The sequence below is a fragment of the Citrobacter amalonaticus genome (genome assembly GCF_018323885.1).
GTDB lineage: Bacteria > Pseudomonadota > Gammaproteobacteria > Enterobacterales > Enterobacteriaceae > Citrobacter_A > Citrobacter_A amalonaticus.
This window is the reverse complement of sequence record NZ_AP024588.1, coordinates 23,477-42,860: the sequence shown is the minus strand read 5'-3', so window position 1 is coordinate 42,860 and position 19,384 is coordinate 23,477. Positions and strand designations below refer to the sequence as shown.

Sequence of the window (19,384 nt, the reverse complement as noted above, 5' to 3'; positions counted from 1 at the left end):
AGAAATCAACGAGTTAACCATTTCCGCCAGCCTCCATATTTCCCTCGTGGGACATATTTGGGACATCATCGTTAAAAATCGAGTCAATTTGCTTCGCATGTTCGGTCAGATGATTAGGCGCGAGGTGGGCATACCGACGCACCATTTCTATCGACTCCCAGCCCCCCATCTCCTGAAGAACAGACAACGGTACACCTGACTGAATAAGCCAACTTGCCCATGTATGCCTCAGGTCGTGGAACCGGAAATCTTCAATCCCCGCTCTCTTGCATGCAGATTTCCATGCACGACCATCATCGACTCTCATTTTCCTGACTGCCGGCGTGACAGAACCATCAGGCCTTCTTCCTGCTTTTGTGTGGACGAACACAAATTTATGATGATTGCCTATCTGATCTCGCAGAACCTTACATGCGGTATCATTCAGCGCTACGCCAATAGCTCTGTTTGATTTGCTGTCTTCCGGGTTAACCCATGCTACCCGGCGCTGCATGTCTATCTGCTGCCACTCCAGATTGATGATGTTAGAACGCCGCAAACCTGTTGCCAGCGCAAACTTGACGACAGACTTTAACGGCTCCGGACATTCATCAATCAGTCTTTTTGCTTCATCCTTCTCCAGCCATCTCACTCGCTTATTTCGCACTGCCGGTATCTTGATGACTGGTGCTTTCTCCAGCCACTTCCAGTCGCGTTCTGCCGCTCTCAGAATGGCTTTCATCAATGCAAGATGTTTGGCTTTGGTAGAGGTTGTGACAGGCTTAGCGACATACTCCGGTTCTGGATTTCCTTTCTTCCTGGCTGCTGCCACTTTTGCCTTCCATATCTCCAGATGACTCCGGTTATGCATCCTGCTGACTGCTGAGTAAATCCTTGCCTCAGTAATATCCTTCAGTCTCACTCCTTCAAATTGCTCAAGCCAGAATCCCATCCGGCCTTTATCTGTATCGAGCGATTTCTTATCTGATTTCTCTTCAATCCAGCGTAAACATGCTTCCTCAAAAGTCACATCAGGAAAGTCACCGAGTCTGTCTACTCGCCAGAGTTCGGCTTTTCGCTTGTCGTGCAACTCCTGCGCTTGCCGTTTGTCCGCTGTGCCAAGAGATTCCTTAATTCGCTTCCAGCCCGGGAGCGAGTACGAGGCGTACCATATTTCACCTCTGCGGAAGATGGACATTTGCGATCCTCTTTATGTGCATCACCCGCGCTCACCACGACAGTATGCAACGGCGATCTGAGTGCCGCAATGCAGGCCTGCCTGGTTGTGAGGTAAGGGGATTTAGGTTTTGATGGGTCTTTACGTGTAGCTTGTAGCCTTCCTGAACGGATCCAGTTTGTTGCAGTTGGTCTGGATATGCCGAGCAGGGCGCATGCTTCATCGAGGGTAAGGCTGAATTGTTCCACTGGCTTTCTCCAGGCAAAAAGAAGCCCACCGGAGTGGGCAATAACATCAAGGGATAACGGAGCAGTGCTTTCGCACCCAATAGCCAGCTCATAACTGGCTATCAGTTGCGTCATGGCTTCGATGCGCGGTAATCGTCTAGCGCTTTAGCAATCGTCTCAATTGGGTCATGCTCCTGGCTGATAATTTCACGGATGCTTTCCTCGCTTGGGTTTAGACCTTCTCCATCACCGAAGTAGAAGGCGAGTGCGTTCATAATTTCATCATATGCTGACATAGTCTCTCCTCATGCCGCGCGCTGGGCGCGCAGCGATTTAATGTGCTCACTCGTCTCCAGTTCGGCGCGTATCTGTGCCGCCTCACGGTGATCGAGGTGCTCAAAATCATTGTTGAATCGGTCGATTGAAGCGGTGTTGATCCGGCCCTGTCGCCAGTAGCGGACTATCTGAGAAGTGCAGCTATGGATAATGACGGGCCAACCGTGCTGGTCAGCGTAAATCTGACCCCGTTGAATTAGCTGGAACATTGGGAAGCTCCTGCATTAAAAGGAAGGTAATCATCGCGGCGCGCAGCGCTTCATCCTCAGACGCGCCGTTACTGGTGGCTACTTCTGACGCCTCATAGCCGTAATCACTCTGTGACAGCCAGTTATCTGGATTCTTCAGCCCAGCATTCTCCGCAGCCAGCGCAGCGATTTGGGCTTCAAGTTCTTCGTATGTTGGTTTCATTTTCCACCTCTCAGCATCGCATTCAGCCACTTGTTGTTCTGGAGTCGTTCATGTGTATTAAAAGAGTCACGCTTGAGTAACTCCTGCTTATCTGGCATTGGCTTGAATTTGTGTCTGGCTATTAATTCGTGAGGGGAAATACCGGGGTCATAGGTTAATCCGTTCATTTTTGAGCCTCGTTAATTTGTATCTCATGGACCTGACTGAATAGATTGATCGGCAGGTTGCGATTGCTATTTCTTCTGCGGAGAATTTTTCGAAGAGTGATACCTCTGCGCGAGTCCAGCGCTTACCGCGCAAGCGGCTAACCATGTCAGCGCCGATGCGTGTCGCCTTAGCCATAACAGCTTTTTCTGTTCGCTCCAGCTTTTCGGCGATAACTTCAACTGGCATGGTTGCCGCTACTTCGCGCAAGAAATCCTCTTCCCATTTCTCCCATGGGATGCATTTCATTAGGCGGTCTCCAAGTCCTTTTTGCGGAGTTGGTAAATTTCGTCGAGCTTTTGATTCATGGTAGAATCATCTCCAATAACGCCTTTAGCTCGGCTGTATGCTGTTTCGAGCTTTGCTGAATCCATGTTTAATGCATTCTCTGAAAACCATGACAATGCAGATTCAGGAGTTGCCTGTTGTTTTGCTTCCAGCTTTTTGACGCGGTGTTCTGCTCGTTTACCTCGCGATACCGAAAGCATCATTGAGAAATCTGATTCAATATCGCTCATTGCATAAATCTTTATACCGCCAACAGCCACACCGCCGAATTTAACCGATGGGTCGCCTACAAGCATAAGAGAGCGCCCAACCCAGGAATGACCATCAGCACCCCATCCACCGATTAACACGCGACGCATTGATTTAGACGGCTTGTAAGGTCTCCCATCGAAACCTTCAAGATCTATGAACACAGGCTGCTCTGAGTTTCCAGCGCGGACAGCTTTAATTACCGCTGTAATGCTCTGCGTCTGAACATCCTCAAAGTTAATTTGGTCTGACTTTGGAATGATTGTGCGTGAAAGGTCCATTAGAGAATAACCTCATCTGAATATTCATCATCCAGCAGATATGCCGGAACGTTAATTTCATTGGATGGAAGTACAATTCCTTCGTACTTCAGCGAGTCGTTTTCTTTACAGGCAACGAGCTTGTTTAATGCTGCATACATTTCGCGATAGCCAAGCTCCAGAGATTCTTCACCGATGTAGTACATGCAGTTGCGATATGGCGGTGAGTTTTCGATAGCGAAGAATGCGAACTGGTTGTATTCGATGCCAGTTGCCAACTTGAGAACGTAGAGATAAAAGGCTGCCTGAATGTGGTATTTATACTGACCGAAAGCGTTACTGAATCCGCGTTCAGATGCGTCTCTACAGCTCTTAACGTCGAGAGGGTAGGCGAGGGTGTCAGATAGCCTGTCAAATCTGCATTTGAGCATCAGTCCTGTTTCTGGACACTCTGCAAACATGGAAACCTCTGAACTTCCTTTGGTGTTCATATAGTCCATGAAGTCTTCATTAAGACGAGAAGAGTCAAACATCCTGTTTACGGTATCTACTTCACTGCCAATTAAAATGTATTCTGGATTTGTACATTCTGTTGCTGACTTATATTCCTTTGAACTGCGCGATGTGACATCTGGCATCAGCAGATAATCGTTTCTGAATAATTCAGGCTCCAGCAATGCCGCATGAATCGCACTTCCAATGTGAGCTGATTTACTTCCAGTGAATTTGTTGAAGAAGAGATTTGCTGGGCTAACGCTAATCGCCTTAACAGACGTTGATCCTATCGCCTCGTCAGCATGGTAATCCTCGTTAGCCATTCCATAATAAACTCCAGGCTTCATGCTGCCTCTCCATAAGCATTTCTGCGCTTGAATATGTCGAATGCATATTCAGCTTTGACCCTTTCCGTAATTGCATCCCAGAACCACTCAGCTGCTTTTTCCTGATAGCTACAGTCGTCATCCTCTAACCAGTCGATGGCGTCCTTTGTGTGCTCGTCAGGTTTATAGGAGCGAAGCATTTCGCTTATTGGGTCGCAACGTTTGCAAAGTCGATCAACTTCACTGTTAATTCGTTCGTAATCTTCGTCAGTAAAACATGCGATGATTTGCGATATTTCACGTTTATCATTCAGAGTCAGAATCATCATCTTTCTCCTGTTCTTTCTGCTGATTGAGCATGTCTTTCATAAGGCGAATAAACGCATCGTCTGCCCAGGTATCTGCAATGCTCACTAGATAATCTCCGGCTCGTTTTTATGGTTAAGAACGATGTCTACCAGCAGGTCTTTAAGTGGCTTAGCTTCGGTTAGTGTGTGGATGTGCAGCTTACCGTCTTTGTTTACTGCTGCTCTCCATGGCTTTCCGTGGTGCATAACTAACATCCCTGGAGTTACGCACTGGCGAATAACGGTTAATGTGTTTTGCATAACGCCTCCAGTTGCTTGCGAACAGCGCGAATAAGACGACGAATACGTTTGGATAATTCTGATTCAGCGGGATAGAAAGCGGACATGACGCCGCTTCCCGCATAGCTGAGTTGCATCATGGGGAAGTTCCTTAAGTTGAATGTTGTTGTCATAGCGAAAGAGACTCGAATGAATCTCTGTTGATATGCTGGTATGAAAAAGCCGCACTCAGGCGGCTATTTCATGTCTTGCGTGTAGCCTGTACCGCCACAGCATGAGCATTGCTCTATTGGCGCGTGAATGGTATCCATAAGCGTCGTAAGGAAGTTATCAATCATTTCCTTTAGCTCCCATTCGTTATTGGCTTTGAATCCTTTAATCGCCGTATAACCCTTGTAATTTTCCTGTTCATGTGTCATTTGGAAGATTTCAACTTCTTTCGCCGTGTCAGTCTTAAAGTGCAACTTTGCTCTTTGCTTCTTGGTTCTGGCAAAAATATCCTGATATGAATATGTGTGAGGCTTAAGGAGCGGTATTATTTTTTTAACGGTAAAGCAAAATGCGTAATCACTTGTTATTCTAGCCAGTTTGTTGTCGATGTTATCTTTTACGTGCTGGCGTACAATGTCATACATTTCTTTCGATGAAATCTCACAAGGGCTGTTAGCACGCAAAGGCTCAGGAATTATGATGCAGTCAACAAGAGAGTGTTTTACGTTAACGTTTTTTACGGTGTAGCGCTCCTCGCGGAACTCAACCTTTCTGATTGCAGAATAATTAAATTCTGGTGCGTCACGAAAATTTTCAACCTCACATACTAACGTTAATTCAACGTCAACTGGAGAGGTGTAATCAGGTGCAGTATCGTATTTGTATTCATAAAGAGAGCCTCTGATATCCTCATCCACTGCGTCACGCTCATTGTAACTAAGCGTTAAAGGGTATTTTTTGCTCTCAAGTTCAGCATCTTTTAGCTCGTAGCGAACATTAATTCGTTCACCAGAGATAATTCGCTCAACCTTTTCAGGGTAATGTTCAATATCAAACCAGTTTTTGTGAAAGCTGGCTTTAGGTTTAACTCCGTCAAATAGGAGATCGGCAATTTTAGATTGATGGTACTGGTAGTAATAACCGTCCTTTTCTGTGCAATCAGTGATAAAACATTTACCAGCGTCGGTTTTAATAATACTTAATTGCAATGCGTTACTCATATCTCCTCCAGGCAAAAAGAATGCCGCCCATATAGAGCGGCAAGACTATCAAGGGATGATTTCTCAATCTAACCAGACAGTTCTTCGTCTCCTGTCATGGTTACGAGCGATATTGCTCACATAGCAGACTCGTAAATCTGCTATAGGTGCTTATTCGCTTTCTTGATCGCTTTCATCAGGCTCATCAACCGCCCGGTTATTCACTGCGCCGCATGACTCGCATTCTGTATGAGTCAGGTTTGGCCATGAGCCCTTCCAGACAACCTGACCACCGCATGATTGGCAAATCATCACTCCTCCCGAGCCTTGAGCATTGCGTCTGCCATCGCATAAGCTTCTTTAGCAAGTGGTTCGTCGTCATAAAGTTAGTCTGGATTTGCACAAATCCCATGCATGAACTTTGCTGCGAAGTAATCACGTAACGTCATACCATGGTTATCGATGATGTAGTTCATATCGCTTCCTTTGTGCACTCCTGAATAAGGAAATGCTGGTCCACTTGTATCTTTCATATTCACCTCTGTGGCTTGCTGCCAAAATAAAAGGCCGCATTACGCGACCTCTACAAACTCACCATCTTCATCAAGTTGATACCAGGTATCAGGTTTAATTCCATTCTCGCCAACCTTGCTGGACCGGATATGAATTAACTCTCCATCTTCATCTCGATAGCAGAGCACGATTGCACCGTTTTCAGATGCTCTCGCTTTACCTTCAATGCCGAGTGATACAGCTACGGATTGTGATCCTGACACCTCTGCCTCTGACCAGTCGCCAGTGTTGGTTGCCGCTGACCAGTCGCCAGTGTTGGTTGCCGCTGACCGGTTGCCAGTGTTGGTTGCCGCTGACCGGTTGCCAGTGTTGGTTGCCGCTGACCGGTTGCCAGTGTTGGTTGCCGCTGACCAGTCGCCAGTGTTGGTTGCCGCTGACCAGTCGCCAGTGTTGGTTGCCGCTGACTGGTAGCCAGTGTTGGTTGCCGCTGACCAGTCGCCAGTGTTGGTTGCCGCTGACCAGTCGCCAGTGTTGGTTGCCGCTGACCGGTTGCCAGTGTTGGTTGCCGCTGACCAGTCGCCAGTCATGATCTGCTGCTCAAGTGACTTATCAATCTTGCTCCATATCCATTCGATACCACGATGAATGAATTGAGGAAGTGTCAGTTCAGCTTTAATAGTGATGCTGGCGCTGGCTATTTTCGTATCACCATCTTCTTCGCGATCAGTTACACCGAATGAAATGGTTTCGGCAAAACGACTATCTGCCGGCGAGTAATATCCAAACACATCGAAAGGGCATTCACAGGCATGAAAACCAGAACCGCAAGCCTCAACCTTTCCTTCATGGTGAAAGGTTTTGCCAATTTCAAACTGGAAGTCACGGCACTTGAGTTCTTTATTGAATCCCTTGAAAGTAACAATTTCTTTGGTCATGTTGTTATTCCTGAATATGAGGTAATAAAAAAGGCCGCGTTGCGACCTGATTAGATGAGTGGCTTACTGCCTAATTTCATTTTCTGCCGTCCTACACAAGTCACTCCCATTTCACTGCGAGGATTTCTGTAGTACAGGCGATTAGTTTTCTGTGGTGCTTCCTGCTCTTTCTTATCGCGCAGACTTCCGAGCGAAGTGGCTCTGTCTACCCGATGCATGTCGTTGGCTTTATGTAACGCATTCTGAGAAGCCTCAGCGCGTCGCTTAGCAATCAGCTCACCACGCTTCAGATAACGACGTGTAACGCTGTTGTGTGCGGTAAAGTTGGTCATATGTCCTCCAGTGGTTAGCTTTGGTGATTGGATGGCCGGTGCTGATCTCCGGCATAAGGCGCTTATTCGGCGGCGTCTAGCTTGCTTATTCGCTTGAGCCATCCTCGTGAGTCAGCCACGTCCCACTGCGCATCAGCCTGCGCATTCATCCAATCCCAAAGCCAACTACTCTTTGGTCTCCCACAAGGGCGGGAGAAGTAACCCCATCTATGTTAAAGAGCTGAGACTCAATTCCTTGTCTCGGTGGTGCGTCCTGCTGATGGGGTAAATATACAAAACGTATCCCAATAGCGCAATACAAAATGTATACGAAAGTGCAAGAAAACAGGTAACAATATGTATACAAAAGGAATTTATTTTTGGAGGAATACAAAAAAGGCCGCTTAAGCGACCTTTATATTAGGGGAGGTTGGTGATTTTGGCGTCTACAACTACGCCGATAATGCGGCAATTCCCATTCACTTCAATCATGGGATACTGAGGGTTTAGAGGCTTCAGGAAACGTCTCCCGGCGTCTATTACAAGCTTTTTAAAGGTGGCTTCATTTTCGCTATCTAACTTAGCTACAACCAGCTTCCCATTGATGGGCTCAACTTCTGGATCAACAAGTATAACCATACCTTCAGGAATACTCAGGCCTACAGGTGATGTCATTGAATCGCCCTTAACATCCAGCCAAAATGAGTTCTCAGAGCAATCTATATTTGTTTCATACCAGCGGTCGATAGCTCGCTTATGATACGGTTCTACGGCTTCCATCCATTCACCTGCACTTACCCAGCTGATTACGGGATAGCTTCCCTTTGGCTCATTCTTTCCGTGGAAAGTTACGTTTGTAGCGGAGGATTTATCCCTGATGGTGCCGTCTGCATTGACCTCGAAACTACGAAGCCCAAGATAAGTCATGATTTTGGCTATATCCTCAAGGCTTGGCTCGCGTCTTGCGTTAAGCCAATGACTAACAGCACCCTTTGTAATGCCGAGGTGCTCTGCCAACGTCTCTTGAGATACGCCGCGCCCCTTCATGAGGTCTTTGGCTAGTTCATACCATTTCATATTCATGTCCTGATCATACGAACTGTATTCCTTTTTGCGAGACACAAAATGTATATTTAGCTTGCCAATTGCGAATACGAAACGTATACTTGATATTAGTTACGGAGGAACCTTATGAACAAGCTACGAGACATTCGTGAAAGGCTTGGGCTCACACAGGGAGAGCTGGCAACGGAGCTTGGACTCACTAAGGGTGCAATTGGTCATTACGAAAATGGCCGTCGCGATCTAAGTGCCACTCAATGTCGTCAGATTCTTTTTGTGTTGAACAAGCATGGTGCTGAAGTAGGTTTTGACGACCTATTCCCACCTAGAGTCGCTTAAGCAGTACCGCTCTTTAACATTTTTGGTCATCTTCTCCGCCCGTGTGGAAATAACACATCGCATCAATCGATGCGTATTCAACTATTTAACTATGGAAATAATACGAAATGGACATTGCAACTCAAAGCAAGAAAGCAGCTCGAATCGAGTCGTCACTACTGAACAAACTGGCTCTGATGGGTCAGAAGACATTCGCTAAAGCTATGGGCATTCCTGAATACCAGGTAAGCCGATGGAAGAGTGGATTCTTCTCTCAGGTGAGCATGATGCTGGCGGTTCTGGAATACGGAATCGAAGACGAGGAAATGGCAGAGCTTACAAAGCGACTGGCTAATTATCTCACAAAAGAAAAACGTCCAGTTGTTGGTAGCAATCTGGACGCTTGAGAACACTGTGTTATGTCAACCACACAGGAGAAATTATAGATGAAATCACTCAGTCCTGACCAGGACAAATTACACAAAAACATACTTCGTGATCGGTTCTTATCCAGCTTCAAACAGCCTGGTCGATTTCGGGCTGAGTTGGAGAAAGTGAAGCTAATGCTGAAGAGGAAAGGTCATGAGTAATCTCGCAACCGTAACACAATTGAGGCCATCTCATAGGCCTGTGGAGCGTCGTGTGGCAGAACTTGAAGATGGATATACCCGTCTTGCAAATGCCCTGTATGACGAGCTTATCGGCGCAGATTTAACGAAGAATCAGAGCAAGGTTGCTCATGCCATTTGTCGTAAAACATACGGGTTTGGCAAGAAACTTGATCGCATTTCTGACAGTCAACTGGCTCAACTTACACGTCTGCCAAGACAGAAAGTTAACAAGGCCAAGAACGAGCTTATCGCAATGAAGGTAATCCTTCGCGAAGGCAGTCAAATAGGGCCAAACAAGAACATAGCAGAATGGCAAATCGAAGGCTGTCACTACTCTGGTGATAATGTCACCGCATTGATGACAAAAAATGTCACCAAAACAGTGACAGACCTGTCACCAAAACAGAGTCACACAAAAGAAACTATTACAAAAGAAAAGAAAGAAAGATCCCCCATACCCCCACAGGGGGATTTTGATGGGGCGCAGAAAGCTCTCGAATACTACAACCAACTTACCAACTCGTCATGTCGCTCTGCTGAGCCATATCTTCGTCTCATGACTGCAACGCAATCAAGAAAGGCCTACACCTTGCAAGACGTTTGCCTGGTAACAAAGTGGGCTGTTACTGCGTGGTCACGTAAAGGGAATTCGATACCAAAGCCAGAGAATATTTGCCGAGTTAAGCGATTCGATGGATATCTCACAGATGCTGAAAAGTGGCAGCGGGAAGGTGTGGATATTGATTGCCAGGCTGTCATTGATGCCTACAACGAAGTCGCTGATGGAAGAATGCCATTCGCTGAATTATATCGTGACCGTGAAATAGCAATTCGAGAGTTGGCAACTCACCTTGCAAGGAAGAACGTCGAAGGATTCCGTAATTATTTCAAGGCGTTTATTGCAAATGCTAGAGATTTTTACTTTGGAGGTCCTGATGGCTCCGGGTGGTGTGCAAACTTTGACACACTGATGGAATTGAAGACTCTACGCAAGGTCAAGGAGGGCTCACTATGAGACAGGATATCGAGGCCAGTGTTATCGGCGGATTACTCCTGGGAGGGTTAACACCTGCAGCAAGTGACGTCCTGGCGACGCTTGAACCTGAAGCATTCTCCATCCCACTCTACCGGAAAGCCTTTGAGGTAATCTGCAAGCAAGCGCGTAACCGTAACCTGATTGACGCCCTGATGGTCGCCGAGGAATGCGGAGATGAATACGCTACCGACGTGATGATGACTGCGCGGTCATGCCCAAGCGCTGCAAACCTGAAAGGCTACGCCAGCATGGTTGCTGATAACTATCATCGCCGCCTGGTACTGCAGCTGATTAGCGAAATGCGTGACCCTATCGAGAACGGAACCATTGATGCGTCAGGTCAGGCAATGGACGAACTGGTAAAGCGCCTGTCAGCCATCAGGAAGCCACGTGATGAGATTAAACCTGTTCACCTTGGCGATATCATCACAGACTACACAGAGACACTTGATAAGCGCCTGCGCAATGGTGAAGAGTCAGACAACCTGAAGACCGGTATCGACGAACTGGATGCAATCCTTGGCGGGATTAACGCCGAAGACCTGATCATCGTTGCCGCACGACCAGGTATGGGTAAAACGGAATTCTCGCTGAAGTTGGCAGAAAGTGTGGCAAGTCGAAAATTGCCTAACTCAGAGCAAAAGCGCGGAGTGCTGATTTTCTCAATGGAGATGAGCGCATTGCAGATTGCCGAGCGAAGCATTGCCGGTGCAGGTATGATGCCAGTTAGCGCTTTAAGAAACCCATCACGCATGAACGACGAAGCATGGGGAAGGGTTGCAGAAGGCATGAAGCGTCTGGCAGATCTCGACGTCTGGGTAGTCGATGCTTGTCGCCTTTCGGTTGAGGAAATCATGGCTATAGCCGAACGTCTCAAGCAGGAAAATCCACACCTGTCTCTCATCATGGCTGATTATTTAGGTCTCATTCAGAAGCCAAAAGCAGAACGAAACGACCTGGCTATTGCTCACATATCCGGAAGCCTTAAGGCAATGGCGAAGGAGCTTAAAACGCCTGTCGTGTCACTCAGCCAACTTTCCCGGCAAGTTGAGACGAGACCAAATAAACGCCCAACCAACGCAGACCTGCGCGACTCAGGAAGTATCGAACAGGATGCAGACTCAATCATCATGCTGTATCGCGAAGCTGTGTATGACGAAAACAGCCAGGCTGCACCTTTCGCTGAAATCATCGTAACGAAAAACCGCTTTGGCTCGCTGGGTACTGTTTATCAGCGATTCCAGAATGGTCACTTTGTCTCATGCGACCAGGACGAAGCAAGAGGGGTTTGCACTTCAGCAAATGCGCCGGCACCCAGAGGCAAGCGTTACGCAAAAGGAGCGGATGTATGACTGCCTACATCGCAGAAACACTAACAGGGCTGCTGACCATCGTCGCGGCCTTTTTTATTTGCATCAGAAACAGAGTGAGTAAGAGATGAAGATTACAGACGAAGAATTTCTGCAAGCCGTATGGAGAGCGGTGGTTAATCATCTCCCATACGCGGCTACTCATAACTATTTCGGTAACAAACGCGGATTGGTTCCAAACGATGATTTTTATATGCGTTATTCAACTCACATCTGCACAGCATTCAGAACAAACAGGCTATTACTGCCAATTGGGAACTCAGCTTCGATGAAGAAGATTCATAAGCTTATTAAGCAGGGCAGACTTCTCGCGGAGAAGCATCGCTCTGGTGAAGCTTTCCATTTTTGGCTTCCTGACTCACTAAATAAACCAGCATTTGAAGAGACATTACGTCTTCTTGAGTTTCATGGTTTTACTAAAGAGCCTATCGATGCTTCTGGTTTTGACTCTATCTCTCATTCAATCACAGAAGCACTATTGGAAAAGTTTGGAAAGAAGCCTGTTGAGACATTATTACTGCCAGCTAACACCCCAGCACACTGATGGAGAGTAATGATGATTGAATGGCAATTGAGTTACAGATCGGGATATGTGTATCCATCGGCAATGACAGGCTGGACGTCAGGCGGAAACCTGTGGGCTGAGTATTTATTTCTTACGAAGCCTACCAAACGCCAAATGCGACGCACCAGAAAAGGAAAAGGTGATGCCGTTATTAACGTTTATTTTGACCTGGCGGCATAGGTGATGGAGAGGAATATGGACGAATCAAGAAAGGCTTTTGAAGCGGAAATGGAAAAACTTGGCGACTGCGTAGATATGCGCCGAGCAAAGAATGGCAATGAGGAATACATGTCATGGGATGTAGGCCTAGCCTGGAAATTCTGGAACCTGTCTCGCTCAGCTATCGAGATAAAAGCACCACGATTTATCATCAGCAGAGAAGCGCTAGTCAAAGGATACACAGTGGACTATTCCAATGGCTTCGGTGATGCAATGGATGCTTATGAAGAATCCATCCGCGCCGCTGGAATCAAAGTGAAGGAGTGAGTATGAGCTTACCAAAACCATGTCCATTCTGCGGAAGCGGAGATGTGGGCATTGAAAGCTACAGCAATGAAGAATGGTTCTTCGTGTCTTGCCATGAATGCGGGGCAGACGGACCAGAGGAATCAACAGCGGCAAAGGCGGCATTAGCCTGGGAGCGGAGAGCAGGAGATGAAGAAACTAACATTTGAACTAAGAAGCCCAATTCATCAGCAGAACGCCATTCAAGCCATCCAGCAAGTTTTACCCTCCTATGACAAGCCAATCATCGTAACCATCCAGGACAGAACCAGAAGCCTCCAGCAGAACAAGATGCTATGGAGTTGTCTCGGTGACGTCTCGCGTCAGGTTAACTGGCATGGTCGATGGCTGGATGCTGAAAGCTGGAAGTGCATCTTCACCGCAGCACTCAAGAAGCAGGATGTCGTTCCTAACCTTAACGGTGATGGATTCGTAGTGTTAGGCCAGTCAACCAGCAAGATGAGGGTGAGTGAATTTGCAGAGCTTCTGGAGCTTATCCAGGCATTTGGTGCTGAGAAGAATGTTAAGTGGTCTGACGAAGCCAGATTAGCGCTTGAGTTGAAAGACAGATTCGGAGATGCGGCATGAGGCGACAGCGACGAAGTATCACCGACATAGTTTGTGAAAACTGCAAATTCCTTCCCACCAAACGCTCCAGAAACAAACCTAAGCCAGTACCTACCGAATCAGACATTAAAACCTTCAACTATACGGCTCATCTCTGGGATATCAGATGGCTCCGTAATCGTGCGAGGAAATAGCTATGAGCAACTTAGACGATGAATACACAGAAAGGCTTGAAGACCTGCTTGAGGACATGGAAAGCGATGGTGTTGACGCTACTCGAATCCTGATGAGTGCAGTTGCAAGTCATGTTGAAGGTGCTCTCGAGGCAGAAGGTGGTGATGGATACATGTATCAGTTTGAAGACATGGATTTAATCATCATTATCCGCCCAACTGAGGACGAACAACCAGAGACTATAGCGAGGTTGCATTGATATGTACTATTCACAGTTATCAGATTTTGAAATTAATTGTAAGGTCGCCTATCACATTGGGCTTAAGACAGTAGAGCGTGCGGAAGAAGGTGAATTCAATCCATGCACTAACCCAGCAGATGCATATCAGATTATCACTGAAAACAGGATAGCAATTATTCCAGACACTGCTGCAGGAGAGTGGGTTGCTTTCAACGAATTCACTTTGTACGAGGGTGACTGGATGTTTGCCAGCGACCCGGTGCATCACAGCAACGGTAAAAATCCTCTGCGCTGTGCAATGGAGTGCTTCCTCATGATGCAGGACGCCAAACATGCTTAGCCCACATGAAGCCCAAGCCTACGAGCAGAAAAGCATAGAGCGAGCATTAACCTGTGCTAATTGCGGAATCAAGTTGCACATTCTAGAAGTCCATCTGTGCGAACAGTGCTGCTGCGAATTAATGAGCGATCCGAATAGCGCAATGCATGAGGATGATGACAATGGCAAGACCTAAAACTCCTCCAAAGCCTTACTCACAGAAAGAGAAAGACTACATAACCAGAGTAGCCGGTAAGGTTCCACTTCCGGTTATCGCATCGACAATTAACAGGCCAGAAAGCGGCGTACAGCAATGGGCTAATGCTCACTGCATTAAGCTTCGTGTACCACATTCAATCATGATGAAGCACTGGAGGGAGTATGCGAACACCAAGGCGCAGGTGTAAGAACGAAGAGTGCAGAGAGTGGTTTCATCCAAAGTTTCAGAACCAGCAATGGTGTTGCGCTGATTGCGGTACGAAGATAGCACTTGAACTACGAAGCAAGGAGCGCGAAAAAGCAGAGAAAGCAGCAGACAAGAAACGACGACGAGAGGAACAACAGCAGAAAGACAAGTTAAAGATTCGAAAGCTCGCCTTAAAGCCCCGCAGTTACTGGATTAAACAAGCCCAACAAGCAGTAAACGCCTTCATCAGAGAAAGAGACCGCGACTTACCATGTATCTCGTGCGGAACGTTCACGTCCGCTCAGTGGGATGCCGGGCATTACCGGACGACCGCTGCGGCACCTCAACTCCGATTTGATGAACGCAATATCCATAAGCAATGCGTCGTATGCAATCAGCACAAGAGCGGGAATCTGGTTCCTTATCGCGTGATGCTCATCGAACGCATCGGGCATGCAGCTGTAGACGAAATCGAATCTGACCATAAGCGCCATCGCTGGACTACAGAAGAGTGCAAAGCTATTAAGGCGGAGTATCAGCAGAAGCTTAAAGACCTGCGTGATAGCAGAAGTGAGGCAGCATGAAATACGAAGAAGTTATCAAGGGTGCATATCAGCACATGGCTAAGCAACATTTCAGCATTAAGCAAAAATGCTCGCAATGTCGAGGTGCCGGTTCGGTAACGGACTATTCGACTTGGCCATATGGAAGCACATCTGCAGTGCCGCATAAGCCATGTGATAAATGCGGAGGAAGCGGGGAGGTTTATCCATGGTAGCCAAACCATCCATCAAAACTATCCCTGACATTCTCGTTGAAGTCCGAGGGAATCAGTCGGAAGCAGCCAGGCAATTAGCCTGCAGCCGAAACACCATCCTCAGGTATTCACGAGACACCAAAGCTCAATTCCACGCCATCGTTAACGGCGTTCTCATGGTTCATCAAGGCGGTCGAGGTAAAACATGTGCAGCGTAACTAACATCCAGCAAGTCAAATGGCAGCGTCAGCGCGATATGCATACCGAGCAGGTGCTGATTGGCAAAGAGCATGAGCTTGAGCGCAGTCTTGAGTATGTACGAGAGCAGCTGCGGGAAGTGCGTAATCGGCTGGGAACGAATAAGCCAACTGGAGGAGATGCAGCATGAGCCTATTCCAGTGTGAGAATTGTGGTTGCGTAGAAAACACGGCGCTTTCATCACAAGGGTTCAATGGATATTTCGAGAGGTTATACGACTGGTCATATGCTCCAGAACGAAAGGGGATGAGGCTATGCAGCGCGTGCGGACCGGTAAAATACAGCGACGGTGAAGATACAGAGTACGGAAAATGGCACAAGGTATTCCCTCGTCAATATCTCCCGCTAGGAATGTTCGAGACCAACGAGGTAGGTAATCTCGCGCATAAGGAAACAAAGAGCGATGACTATAAGCCATACATCATCAAGCAAGAGGGTAGCTGGCCTAAAGGAGAGTTATTGTGAAACACACTCCTATATTCAGCATGGTCAACTTCATCGACGATGCGCATTTCCGTCGAGTATGGAAACATCCAAAGAAAACCATCAGCACACGACAGAGAGCATGGGTTCACTACATGCTTCAGGTATGGGGCAAGGTTAACGCCGGTGATGATTCTCCAGGTGGTGCAATCAACGTTATCGGTCGGCTGATGATTCGTAGCCAGTGGAGTGATGACAAGGCCAAGCAGATTGAATCTGTCGTCATGCGCCTGTACGAAGAAGATGGACTGCGTGGAGATGCGCTATACAAGAAAGCTCGCGAACTGGTCATCCCTCAATCATCGTTCAGCAACATCATCGGTCTCGCCAAAGAATCCGATGATGCTGCTTTCGTTGAACGCGTGATGGTCAAGACGTTTCACCGTGAAAGCCCCGTCCGCGATGTAGCTATTAAGCGATATTGCAATCGCAATTGCACGCAAGATATCGCCAGGATGATGAATGCAGTCACAGGAATGGATATCCAGTCATGCAGACGGAGAGTTGTCTGGTGCGAGAATGTGCTAGATTCAGAAATCTTTTATGCGATGAGGCGCGAAATTGAGAATGAATTTCCACAATCAGCGTAATATTTAGGTAAATTGTCCTAAATAACTTGATTTCGCAAAATTGAAGTAGTACATTTTATGTATGCTCGGAGCAAAAGCGAACAGAGCAGCAGGTAAGACCGCAAAGCCTAAACACTTTTACCGGCACTGCATTAAAAATGCCCTGAGTTAATAGCTCGGGGCTTTTGCATTTCTGGCACGACATTTCTGAAAGCGCCCTCATCACCAAACACCAGAACACATACAGATACCCTCTAACTTTCGTGGTTACGGAGATAAGGGCGTTTTCACATCTTCTGCGCATCTCACGCGCAATTTACAACGAGAGCCTTTCAGTAAGCGAGCCTGAGAAATGCCGTTATAGGTGGCGACCTCTCTCGGGCGGCTTTTCTGTGAGACAGGCTCACTTTCTAAAAGGTAAATCGCTATGCAATACCCAACAGTAATAGTAAACGGTGTATCTGTTAGAGTTGACGCTGAAGGCCGTTACAACCTTAACGATCTGCATGCTGCAGCCGTATTAAAGGGCGAAGCAACTGAATCTCAAAAGCCTAGCAAATTCATTAGGAATGGTTCAGTTAAGCGATTTGTAATCGCACTTGTTGGCAAAGGACAAAATTGTCCCCTGGAAAATAATCAAGCACTTAAAGTTTTCAGAGGTGGCGATGAGCCTGGTGTTTGGGCGTCAGAATTACTTGCCATACGTTACGCAGCATGGATTAAGCCGGAATTTGAAATTCGCGTATAAGAAACATTTCGCGAAGCGGTCCTGAATGGACTTGGAAATATGAATCGTCTTAATCGCCTTGACCTGCTTATCGATATGGAGACCAAAGAAGTAAGCTCCTGCGCCAAGGTAATGAATAAATGGGGTGTTGGTGGGCGTAAACAACTTCTAAATGCAGCGCGTGAGCGGATTATAGACCAGATGGATCCTGACATGGTTGCTTTAATGGAAGGTAAAGCTGCATGAGAGATTAACGACCTGACCTGGAAATAATCGAGAGTCACTTTCACAACGGCTCTTCATTACAAAGCGTCTATATCTGGGCGCTTGATAATGACCAAAAGAAAACCCGCTCAATGGCGGGTTTCGTGAAGATGGGTGGCAAGAGACTGCGCTAACAGCCTCCTGCCTGATTTGCTCATGCCTTTAGTCACGAACAAACCACGTTACTAATAAACGTATCCTGGATTTGTTCACACAACAACCACGTTAATTCCTAATTTGAACAGATCCCCGAAATCAGGGGGTGAGAAAATGAAGATGGACGAAAGATACAGCAATGCTTCATACGGTAGCGCTGGTCTTGCGGCTTTCTTTGCCAGCCTTTCTCTACAGGACTGGGGCTTCATCATTGGCGTCGCGTTCAGCATTATCCTCGGCGTTCTGACTTACCGGCTCAACAAGCGTGAGCAAATGAAGCGAACGAAGATACTGCAGGACATTTTGAATAAAACAGACTCCAGAAATCCATCAGCTACAGCCACGGTTATCGCCGAACTCGGTCAGAAAGCACCCAAGGAAATCTGATGAACAGCACCTTGCGAAATAAAATCGCTGCCACTTTAGGTGGTGGTGCCATTGCTATCGCTACAGTCATGTTGTCAGGAAAGGATGGATTAGAGGGAAGGGAGTATGTCCCTTATCGCGATGTCGTCGGTGTGCTGACTGTTTGTGATGGTCACACTGGATCTGACATTGTTCAGGATAAGCGATATACCGACAAAGAATGCGATGCTCTAACCAGGAAAGATTTAAAACGGATTGCAACTCAGGTTGATCCGCATATCAAAGTACCGACCACTGAAACTCAGAGAGCAGCAATATACAGCTTTGCTTACAACGTCGGCGCTACCGCAACCATCAACTCCACTCTACTGAAGAAGCTCAATGCGAAAGATTATGCTGGAGCATGCTCTGAGCTTAAGCGCTGGGTATATGCAGGTGGCAAGAAGTGGAAAGGGCTAATGAACCGGCGAGACGTTGAATATGAGGTTTGTACCTGGAGTCAGAAATGAGCAGGGTAACTGCAATCATCATCGCTGTGGTTGTCTGCATCATAGTGTCGCTGGGTTGGGCTGTTAATCACTACCGCGACAACGCCATCACCTACAAAGACCAGCGCGACAAAGCCACCAAGAGTCTCAGCCTGGCTAACGACACCATCAAAGACATGCAGACTCGCCAGCGTGATGCCGCTGCACTGGATGCCAAATACACCGGAGAACTTGCAGATGCGAAAAAGCAGCTTGATGATCTTCAGCACTGTATTCGCACTGGCAAGTGTGGGTTGCGCATCAACGCCAAATGTCCAGCGAACGGAGCGACCAGCACCGGCAGCATGGGCGATGCTTCCAGCCCCAGACTTAATGACTCCGCTGAACGGGATTATTTCACCCTCAGAGAGCGAATCGTCACAGTGACGAAACAGGTTGGCTATCTGCAGGAATATATCAGGACGCAGTGCCTAAAGTGATTCGTCATCAACTAAACAGAACAGCCTGACTCCGGTTGGGCTTTTTTTGTTACCGCGCATCTCACGCGCAATTTACAACGAGAGCCTTTCAGTAAGCGAGCCTGAGAAATGCCGTTATAGGTGGCGACCTCTCTCGGGCGGCTTTTCTGTGAGACAGGCTCACTTTCTAAAAGGAA

36 protein-coding genes and 2 pseudogenes are annotated in these 19,384 nt (G+C 47.2%); 22 read left to right on the top strand and 16 right to left on the bottom strand.

Features of this window, described 5'->3' with window-relative positions; translation table 11 throughout:
* Positions 1-13 precede the first annotated feature (13 nt).
* The 16 genes and pseudogenes from KI228_RS24250 to KI228_RS24175 all read right to left on the bottom strand — a co-directional run bounded on the left by KI228_RS24250 (position 14) and on the right by KI228_RS24175 (position 8,571).
* Positions 14-1,177, bottom strand: coding sequence for a tyrosine-type recombinase/integrase (locus KI228_RS24250; protein ID WP_224267571.1), 1,164 nt, complete (start codon positions 1,175-1,177; stop codon positions 14-16).
* A 134-nt stretch (positions 1,178-1,311) separates the two neighbouring features.
* Positions 1,312-1,518: pseudogene (locus tag KI228_RS24450) on the bottom strand (helix-turn-helix domain-containing protein); the annotation flags it as partial.
* Positions 1,515-1,679 (bottom strand): hypothetical protein, encoded by a 165-nt coding sequence (locus KI228_RS24240; RefSeq protein ID WP_164076817.1) that lies wholly within the window; start codon positions 1,677-1,679, stop codon positions 1,515-1,517. The gene KI228_RS24240 and the pseudogene KI228_RS24450, both read right to left, overlap by 4 nt.
* Before the next feature lie 9 nt (positions 1,680-1,688).
* The gene (locus KI228_RS24235) at positions 1,689-1,928 is read right to left on the bottom strand and encodes a DUF4222 domain-containing protein (protein ID WP_039025583.1); all 240 of its coding nucleotides are present in this window, start codon (positions 1,926-1,928) and stop codon (positions 1,689-1,691) included.
* Complete coding sequence (locus KI228_RS24230; protein ID WP_212807631.1) at positions 1,891-2,130, bottom strand: hypothetical protein; 240 nt, start codon at positions 2,128-2,130, stop codon at positions 1,891-1,893. The genes KI228_RS24235 and KI228_RS24230 overlap by 38 nt, the downstream gene beginning before the upstream one ends.
* Positions 2,127-2,297 carry a DUF2737 family protein gene (locus KI228_RS24225; RefSeq protein ID WP_141227415.1) on the bottom strand — a complete coding sequence of 57 codons (171 nt, stop codon included), beginning with the start codon at positions 2,295-2,297 and terminating at the stop codon, positions 2,127-2,129. The genes KI228_RS24230 and KI228_RS24225 overlap by 4 nt, the downstream gene beginning before the upstream one ends.
* Positions 2,278-2,583, bottom strand: a complete 306-nt coding sequence (locus KI228_RS24220) for a hypothetical protein (protein WP_141227416.1) — start codon at positions 2,581-2,583, stop codon at positions 2,278-2,280. The genes KI228_RS24225 and KI228_RS24220 overlap by 20 nt, the downstream gene beginning before the upstream one ends.
* Positions 2,583-3,152, bottom strand: coding sequence for a hypothetical protein (locus KI228_RS24215; protein ID WP_141227417.1), 570 nt, complete (start codon positions 3,150-3,152; stop codon positions 2,583-2,585). Before KI228_RS24215 ends, KI228_RS24220 begins: the two co-directional genes overlap by 1 nt.
* Entirely contained in the window at positions 3,152-3,973 is an 822-nt protein-coding gene (locus tag KI228_RS24210) for a PD-(D/E)XK nuclease-like domain-containing protein (RefSeq protein WP_141227418.1), read from the bottom strand. The genes KI228_RS24215 and KI228_RS24210 overlap by 1 nt, the downstream gene beginning before the upstream one ends.
* Positions 3,970-4,278, bottom strand: coding sequence for a hypothetical protein (locus KI228_RS24205; protein ID WP_141227688.1), 309 nt, complete (start codon positions 4,276-4,278; stop codon positions 3,970-3,972). Before KI228_RS24205 ends, KI228_RS24210 begins: the two co-directional genes overlap by 4 nt.
* An 87-nt stretch (positions 4,279-4,365) precedes the next feature.
* Entirely contained in the window at positions 4,366-4,560 is a 195-nt protein-coding gene (locus tag KI228_RS24200) for a hypothetical protein (RefSeq protein WP_141227419.1), read from the bottom strand.
* Positions 4,545-4,679 (bottom strand): protease FtsH-inhibitory lysogeny factor CIII, encoded by a 135-nt coding sequence (locus KI228_RS24195; RefSeq protein WP_141227420.1) that lies wholly within the window; start codon positions 4,677-4,679, stop codon positions 4,545-4,547. The genes KI228_RS24200 and KI228_RS24195 overlap by 16 nt, the downstream gene beginning before the upstream one ends.
* 96 nt (positions 4,680-4,775) lie before the next feature.
* Positions 4,776-5,750, bottom strand: coding sequence for a hypothetical protein (locus KI228_RS24190; protein ID WP_141227421.1), 975 nt, complete (start codon positions 5,748-5,750; stop codon positions 4,776-4,778).
* 551 nt (positions 5,751-6,301) lie between these two features.
* A complete protein-coding gene (locus KI228_RS24185; RefSeq protein WP_212807629.1) occupies positions 6,302-7,177 on the bottom strand; it encodes a DUF7666 domain-containing protein in 876 nt (291 codons plus the stop codon).
* 50 nt (positions 7,178-7,227) lie between these two features.
* Positions 7,228-7,509 (bottom strand): regulator, encoded by a 282-nt coding sequence (locus KI228_RS24180; protein WP_141227423.1) that lies wholly within the window; start codon positions 7,507-7,509, stop codon positions 7,228-7,230.
* 399 nt (positions 7,510-7,908) lie between these two features.
* Positions 7,909-8,571, bottom strand: a complete 663-nt coding sequence (locus tag KI228_RS24175) for a LexA family protein (protein ID WP_141227424.1) — start codon at positions 8,569-8,571, stop codon at positions 7,909-7,911.
* 108 nt (positions 8,572-8,679) lie between these two features.
* On the opposite strand from KI228_RS24175, the gene KI228_RS24170 reads away from it, so the two are divergent.
* The 22 genes and pseudogenes from KI228_RS24170 (at position 8,680) to KI228_RS24065 (ending at position 19,208) form a co-directional block, all read left to right on the top strand.
* Entirely contained in the window at positions 8,680-8,889 is a 210-nt protein-coding gene (locus tag KI228_RS24170) for a helix-turn-helix transcriptional regulator (protein WP_141227425.1), read from the top strand.
* Positions 8,890-8,996: 107 nt separating this feature from the next.
* Positions 8,997-9,275: a CII family transcriptional regulator gene (locus tag KI228_RS24165; protein WP_141227426.1), complete on the top strand. Its 279-nt coding sequence runs from the start codon at positions 8,997-8,999 to the stop codon at positions 9,273-9,275.
* A 39-nt stretch (positions 9,276-9,314) separates the two neighbouring features.
* Positions 9,315-9,458, top strand: coding sequence for a DUF2740 family protein (locus KI228_RS24160; RefSeq protein WP_141227427.1), 144 nt, complete (start codon positions 9,315-9,317; stop codon positions 9,456-9,458).
* A complete protein-coding gene (locus KI228_RS24155) occupies positions 9,451-10,494 on the top strand; it encodes a replication protein (protein ID WP_141227428.1) in 1,044 nt (347 codons plus the stop codon). Before KI228_RS24160 ends, KI228_RS24155 begins: the two co-directional genes overlap by 8 nt.
* Positions 10,491-11,867: a replicative DNA helicase gene (locus KI228_RS24150; RefSeq protein ID WP_141227429.1), complete on the top strand. Its 1,377-nt coding sequence runs from the start codon at positions 10,491-10,493 to the stop codon at positions 11,865-11,867. Before KI228_RS24155 ends, KI228_RS24150 begins: the two co-directional genes overlap by 4 nt.
* 85 nt (positions 11,868-11,952) lie before the next feature.
* The gene (locus tag KI228_RS24145) at positions 11,953-12,429 is read left to right on the top strand and encodes a hypothetical protein (protein WP_141227430.1); all 477 of its coding nucleotides are present in this window, start codon (positions 11,953-11,955) and stop codon (positions 12,427-12,429) included.
* 9 nt (positions 12,430-12,438) lie between these two features.
* Complete coding sequence (locus KI228_RS24140; RefSeq protein WP_141227431.1) at positions 12,439-12,630, top strand: hypothetical protein; 192 nt, start codon at positions 12,439-12,441, stop codon at positions 12,628-12,630.
* 15 nt (positions 12,631-12,645) lie between these two features.
* Entirely contained in the window at positions 12,646-12,936 is a 291-nt protein-coding gene (locus tag KI228_RS24135; protein WP_141227432.1) for a phiTE_015 family protein, read from the top strand.
* 2 nt (positions 12,937-12,938) lie between these two features.
* Positions 12,939-13,124 carry a Lar family restriction alleviation protein gene (locus KI228_RS24130; protein WP_141227433.1) on the top strand — a complete coding sequence of 62 codons (186 nt, stop codon included), beginning with the start codon at positions 12,939-12,941 and terminating at the stop codon, positions 13,122-13,124.
* Complete coding sequence (locus KI228_RS24125; RefSeq protein WP_141227434.1) at positions 13,105-13,542, top strand: recombination protein NinB; 438 nt, start codon at positions 13,105-13,107, stop codon at positions 13,540-13,542. Before KI228_RS24130 ends, KI228_RS24125 begins: the two co-directional genes overlap by 20 nt.
* A complete protein-coding gene (locus tag KI228_RS24120) occupies positions 13,539-13,715 on the top strand; it encodes a NinE family protein (protein WP_141227435.1) in 177 nt (58 codons plus the stop codon). Before KI228_RS24125 ends, KI228_RS24120 begins: the two co-directional genes overlap by 4 nt.
* 2 nt (positions 13,716-13,717) lie before the next feature.
* Positions 13,718-13,954, top strand: coding sequence for a hypothetical protein (locus tag KI228_RS24115; RefSeq protein ID WP_141227436.1), 237 nt, complete (start codon positions 13,718-13,720; stop codon positions 13,952-13,954).
* A 1-nt stretch (position 13,955) separates the two neighbouring features.
* Positions 13,956-14,276, top strand: coding sequence for a phage protein NinX family protein (locus tag KI228_RS24110; RefSeq protein WP_141227437.1), 321 nt, complete (start codon positions 13,956-13,958; stop codon positions 14,274-14,276).
* Positions 14,269-14,451, top strand: coding sequence for a protein NinF (locus KI228_RS24105; RefSeq protein WP_141227438.1), 183 nt, complete (start codon positions 14,269-14,271; stop codon positions 14,449-14,451). The genes KI228_RS24110 and KI228_RS24105 overlap by 8 nt, the downstream gene beginning before the upstream one ends.
* A 185-nt stretch (positions 14,452-14,636) precedes the next feature.
* The gene (locus tag KI228_RS24100; RefSeq protein ID WP_141227440.1) at positions 14,637-15,245 is read left to right on the top strand and encodes a recombination protein NinG; all 609 of its coding nucleotides are present in this window, start codon (positions 14,637-14,639) and stop codon (positions 15,243-15,245) included.
* Positions 15,246-15,432: 187 nt separating this feature from the next.
* Positions 15,433-15,636 carry a protein ninH gene (locus tag KI228_RS24095; protein ID WP_141227441.1) on the top strand — a complete coding sequence of 68 codons (204 nt, stop codon included), beginning with the start codon at positions 15,433-15,435 and terminating at the stop codon, positions 15,634-15,636.
* Entirely contained in the window at positions 15,624-15,806 is a 183-nt protein-coding gene (locus KI228_RS24090) for a hypothetical protein (RefSeq protein ID WP_141227442.1), read from the top strand. Before KI228_RS24095 ends, KI228_RS24090 begins: the two co-directional genes overlap by 13 nt.
* A 331-nt stretch (positions 15,807-16,137) precedes the next feature.
* A complete protein-coding gene (locus KI228_RS24085; RefSeq protein WP_141227444.1) occupies positions 16,138-16,749 on the top strand; it encodes a hypothetical protein in 612 nt (203 codons plus the stop codon).
* Positions 16,750-17,155: 406 nt separating this feature from the next.
* Positions 17,156-17,701 (top strand): annotated as a pseudogene (locus tag KI228_RS24080) (KilA-N domain-containing protein).
* 288 nt (positions 17,702-17,989) lie between these two features.
* Positions 17,990-18,262 carry a phage holin family protein gene (locus KI228_RS24075; RefSeq protein ID WP_000781414.1) on the top strand — a complete coding sequence of 91 codons (273 nt, stop codon included), beginning with the start codon at positions 17,990-17,992 and terminating at the stop codon, positions 18,260-18,262.
* Positions 18,262-18,750 (top strand): lysozyme, encoded by a 489-nt coding sequence (locus KI228_RS24070; RefSeq protein ID WP_141227445.1) that lies wholly within the window; start codon positions 18,262-18,264, stop codon positions 18,748-18,750. The genes KI228_RS24075 and KI228_RS24070 overlap by 1 nt, the downstream gene beginning before the upstream one ends.
* Positions 18,747-19,208, top strand: coding sequence for a lysis protein (locus KI228_RS24065; protein ID WP_141227446.1), 462 nt, complete (start codon positions 18,747-18,749; stop codon positions 19,206-19,208). The genes KI228_RS24070 and KI228_RS24065 overlap by 4 nt, the downstream gene beginning before the upstream one ends.
* Positions 19,209-19,384 lie beyond the last annotated feature (176 nt).

What these genes read in the sequence shown, in the direction of transcription:
- KI228_RS24250 (WP_224267571.1), bottom strand. Translation starts at nt 1,177, where the DNA reads ATGTCCATCTTCCGCAGAGGTGAAATATGGTACGCCTCGTACTCGCTC.
- KI228_RS24240 (WP_164076817.1), bottom strand. Translation starts at nt 1,679, where the DNA reads ATGTCAGCATATGATGAAATTATGAACGCACTCGCCTTCTACTTCGGT.
- KI228_RS24235 (WP_039025583.1), bottom strand. Translation starts at nt 1,928, where the DNA reads ATGTTCCAGCTAATTCAACGGGGTCAGATTTACGCTGACCAGCACGGT.
- KI228_RS24230 (WP_212807631.1), bottom strand. Translation starts at nt 2,130, where the DNA reads ATGAAACCAACATACGAAGAACTTGAAGCCCAAATCGCTGCGCTGGCT.
- KI228_RS24225 (WP_141227415.1), bottom strand. Translation starts at nt 2,297, where the DNA reads ATGAACGGATTAACCTATGACCCCGGTATTTCCCCTCACGAATTAATA.
- KI228_RS24220 (WP_141227416.1), bottom strand. Translation starts at nt 2,583, where the DNA reads ATGAAATGCATCCCATGGGAGAAATGGGAAGAGGATTTCTTGCGCGAA.
- KI228_RS24215 (WP_141227417.1), bottom strand. Translation starts at nt 3,152, where the DNA reads ATGGACCTTTCACGCACAATCATTCCAAAGTCAGACCAAATTAACTTT.
- KI228_RS24210 (WP_141227418.1), bottom strand. Translation starts at nt 3,973, where the DNA reads ATGAAGCCTGGAGTTTATTATGGAATGGCTAACGAGGATTACCATGCT.
- KI228_RS24205 (WP_141227688.1), bottom strand. Translation starts at nt 4,278, where the DNA reads ATGATTCTGACTCTGAATGATAAACGTGAAATATCGCAAATCATCGCA.
- KI228_RS24200 (WP_141227419.1), bottom strand. Translation starts at nt 4,560, where the DNA reads ATGCAAAACACATTAACCGTTATTCGCCAGTGCGTAACTCCAGGGATG.
- KI228_RS24195 (WP_141227420.1), bottom strand. Translation starts at nt 4,679, where the DNA reads ATGATGCAACTCAGCTATGCGGGAAGCGGCGTCATGTCCGCTTTCTAT.
- KI228_RS24190 (WP_141227421.1), bottom strand. Translation starts at nt 5,750, where the DNA reads ATGAGTAACGCATTGCAATTAAGTATTATTAAAACCGACGCTGGTAAA.
- KI228_RS24185 (WP_212807629.1), bottom strand. Translation starts at nt 7,177, where the DNA reads ATGACCAAAGAAATTGTTACTTTCAAGGGATTCAATAAAGAACTCAAG.
- KI228_RS24180 (WP_141227423.1), bottom strand. Translation starts at nt 7,509, where the DNA reads ATGACCAACTTTACCGCACACAACAGCGTTACACGTCGTTATCTGAAG.
- KI228_RS24175 (WP_141227424.1), bottom strand. Translation starts at nt 8,571, where the DNA reads ATGAATATGAAATGGTATGAACTAGCCAAAGACCTCATGAAGGGGCGC.
- KI228_RS24170 (WP_141227425.1), top strand. Translation starts at nt 8,680, where the DNA reads ATGAACAAGCTACGAGACATTCGTGAAAGGCTTGGGCTCACACAGGGA.
- KI228_RS24165 (WP_141227426.1), top strand. Translation starts at nt 8,997, where the DNA reads ATGGACATTGCAACTCAAAGCAAGAAAGCAGCTCGAATCGAGTCGTCA.
- KI228_RS24160 (WP_141227427.1), top strand. Translation starts at nt 9,315, where the DNA reads ATGAAATCACTCAGTCCTGACCAGGACAAATTACACAAAAACATACTT.
- KI228_RS24155 (WP_141227428.1), top strand. Translation starts at nt 9,451, where the DNA reads ATGAGTAATCTCGCAACCGTAACACAATTGAGGCCATCTCATAGGCCT.
- KI228_RS24150 (WP_141227429.1), top strand. Translation starts at nt 10,491, where the DNA reads ATGAGACAGGATATCGAGGCCAGTGTTATCGGCGGATTACTCCTGGGA.
- KI228_RS24145 (WP_141227430.1), top strand. Translation starts at nt 11,953, where the DNA reads ATGAAGATTACAGACGAAGAATTTCTGCAAGCCGTATGGAGAGCGGTG.
- KI228_RS24140 (WP_141227431.1), top strand. Translation starts at nt 12,439, where the DNA reads ATGATGATTGAATGGCAATTGAGTTACAGATCGGGATATGTGTATCCA.
- KI228_RS24135 (WP_141227432.1), top strand. Translation starts at nt 12,646, where the DNA reads ATGGACGAATCAAGAAAGGCTTTTGAAGCGGAAATGGAAAAACTTGGC.
- KI228_RS24130 (WP_141227433.1), top strand. Translation starts at nt 12,939, where the DNA reads ATGAGCTTACCAAAACCATGTCCATTCTGCGGAAGCGGAGATGTGGGC.
- KI228_RS24125 (WP_141227434.1), top strand. Translation starts at nt 13,105, where the DNA reads ATGAAGAAACTAACATTTGAACTAAGAAGCCCAATTCATCAGCAGAAC.
- KI228_RS24120 (WP_141227435.1), top strand. Translation starts at nt 13,539, where the DNA reads ATGAGGCGACAGCGACGAAGTATCACCGACATAGTTTGTGAAAACTGC.
- KI228_RS24115 (WP_141227436.1), top strand. Translation starts at nt 13,718, where the DNA reads ATGAGCAACTTAGACGATGAATACACAGAAAGGCTTGAAGACCTGCTT.
- KI228_RS24110 (WP_141227437.1), top strand. Translation starts at nt 13,956, where the DNA reads ATGTACTATTCACAGTTATCAGATTTTGAAATTAATTGTAAGGTCGCC.
- KI228_RS24105 (WP_141227438.1), top strand. Translation starts at nt 14,269, where the DNA reads ATGCTTAGCCCACATGAAGCCCAAGCCTACGAGCAGAAAAGCATAGAG.
- KI228_RS24100 (WP_141227440.1), top strand. Translation starts at nt 14,637, where the DNA reads ATGCGAACACCAAGGCGCAGGTGTAAGAACGAAGAGTGCAGAGAGTGG.
- KI228_RS24095 (WP_141227441.1), top strand. Translation starts at nt 15,433, where the DNA reads ATGGTAGCCAAACCATCCATCAAAACTATCCCTGACATTCTCGTTGAA.
- KI228_RS24090 (WP_141227442.1), top strand. Translation starts at nt 15,624, where the DNA reads ATGTGCAGCGTAACTAACATCCAGCAAGTCAAATGGCAGCGTCAGCGC.
- KI228_RS24075 (WP_000781414.1), top strand. Translation starts at nt 17,990, where the DNA reads ATGAAGATGGACGAAAGATACAGCAATGCTTCATACGGTAGCGCTGGT.
- KI228_RS24070 (WP_141227445.1), top strand. Translation starts at nt 18,262, where the DNA reads ATGAACAGCACCTTGCGAAATAAAATCGCTGCCACTTTAGGTGGTGGT.
- KI228_RS24065 (WP_141227446.1), top strand. Translation starts at nt 18,747, where the DNA reads ATGAGCAGGGTAACTGCAATCATCATCGCTGTGGTTGTCTGCATCATA.